The organism is Leisingera sp. F5 (assembly GCF_001593695.1).
Genome location: NZ_LUKH01000582.1, coordinates 1 through 2071 on the forward strand (window position 1 = coordinate 1; position 2071 = coordinate 2071).

At 64.0% G+C, this 2071-nt stretch carries 2 protein-coding genes; both read right to left on the reverse strand.

Features of this window, described 5'->3' with window-relative positions; translation table 11 throughout:
- On the reverse strand, positions 1–812 hold an 812-nt coding region (locus tag A2I95_RS33505), incomplete at its 3' end, for a heme biosynthesis HemY N-terminal domain-containing protein (protein WP_291736777.1).
- A gap of 10 nt (positions 813–822) precedes the next feature.
- A partial coding sequence (locus A2I95_RS33510; protein ID WP_291736779.1) for a hypothetical protein occupies positions 823–2071 on the reverse strand: 1249 nt, incomplete at its 5' end.

Below are 2071 nucleotides of genomic sequence, written 5' to 3' on the forward strand. Positions count from 1 at the left end.
TCCGGTGACAAGCGGTTGGCCTCGATTGCCTGCTCCTGCTGCTCGACCGTCGCGCCTTCGTCCAGAATCCCCTTGGAGGCCGACAGCGCCAGCACCGCGTCGCGGCGCTTGAACACGTCGCGCGGCAGGGTGCCGGTCTTGAGTTTGGTGGACAGTGTCTTGCGGGCACCGGCCCAATCCTCGGCCTGGGCTTGCAGACGCAAAAGCGTATCCTGCACTTCCTCATGTTTCGGACGCAGCGCCAGTGCTTTCTCGGCCAGCTGGAGAGCTGTTTCCGTGTCGCCTTCGGACAGCTTCTGTTTCATGATCCCGCGCACACCGACAAAGCGGGTCGGCTGGTTCGACAGCAGCCGCTTATAGGCTTCGGCAGCTTTGCGAGTGTCGCCGCTCATCTCTGCGGCCTGTGCCACCAGCAGATCGGTCAGATCTGGCTTTTGCAGGTATTTCTCGGCCCGCGCCGCCTTGGCCAGCGCCAGACGCCCCTCGCCGGAGGCCAGCGCCATCAGACCATCGGCCAGCGCCTGATAGCCTTTGCGCTCGCGCCCCTTGTCCCAATACCGTGACAAGGCGGTTTCATCACCATTCAAAAAATGCAGCGTGGCAACCAAAAGCGACAGCAGCTTGAGGAACAGCCAGACTCCAAAGACCAGTACGCCCAGCGCAATCACCGATTGCAGCGCACCCAGAGTGTATTCAGTGCCGGCTACGGTGATCTGCACCCCGCCGGCAGTTTCCATCAGCAGACCCGCGCCAAATGCCAGAAGCGCGATAATCGCGACGAAAACGAGGATCTTCAACAACGACCAGAGCATGGCGGCTTCCTTATTTGGCTTGCAGGCTTTGGGCCAGATCAGTGGCGGCAGTCACGGCTGCCACCCGCGCATTTGCAGCGGCTTCCCAGCTGGACAGGGCAGCGCGGGCAGAGGCGGACAGGGCAGAAAGTTCTGCCAATGCTTCCTGCAGCTTGCCCCCGGCCACAGCCGCTTCGGCGCGGGACAGGACCGCATCCGTATCGTCCCCGTCCCTCGGAGTGACAGAGCGGGCACCCAGATGGCGGTTCACGTAATCCAGCAGGCCGCTGCCGTCCTTTGTCTCCTCGCGGGCAGAGGCCAGCGCCTCGCGGGCAGCCGGTGCGAACCCGTCCCGCAAGGCAGACAGCGTGGCTACTCCGCTCTCCGCAGGGCCGGACAAGGCTGCCGGAACATCAACGCCGAGGGCCGCAAGCTCCTGCACACTGGCCGCATAGCTGTTACCGGTGTCCAAGGCAGAACGCAGCTGCGCCAGCTGCGTCTGGGCGCTGGCAATCCGTGCGGCCTCAGCACTTGCCGCGTCCATAGCCTGAGCGTCTGCCAGCATCTGTTCGACTTCGGAACGCTGCGCAGCCAAGAGCTGCGTCTGGGCGCTGGCAATCCGTGTGGCCTCAGCACTTGCCGCGTCCATAGCCTGAGCGTCTGCCAGCATCTGTTCGACTTCGGAACGCTGCGCAGCCAAGCTGTCTTGCAGCTTGCCCAGCTCAGCTTCAAACGCGGCGACAGCTTCGGGCGAGGCGCCTTCCAGCGGCCGGGTTTCCAGTGCCGCAACACGGGCGGTCAAAGTCTCCAGATCCGCACGCAGCACCGCATCCGGGGCCTGCGCGGTTTTCAGCGGTTCGATGTCGGCGGCAAGAGTTTGGATCTGCGCAGTAAGGGGCGTTATGTCCGGGGGCTGGCTGGCCTCTACCTGCTGCTTCAATGCGGCCAAAGCCGCCTGCAGGTCCGACTGGCCGGCTTCCAGAGCCGTCAGGTCTGTGCCCTGATTTTGCAGCGAAGCCGGCAGAACGCTGTCAAGCCAACCGCCTTGGCCGACGACAAACCCAATGACCGCAGCCACGGCGCCGCCCAGCACGGCTGAGCCGAATCCACCGCGCTTCTCTACCACCCGTTCGATTTCGCGGGGCGGCTCTGCGTGAGCACCTGGCTCCACTGTTTCAATGGCAGTATTTTCTTCCGGAGCCGCCTCCCAGTCAGAAGCCGCAATTTCGGTCTCGGTCTCGGTCTCGGTCTCGGTCTCGGTCTCGGTCTCGGTCTCGGTC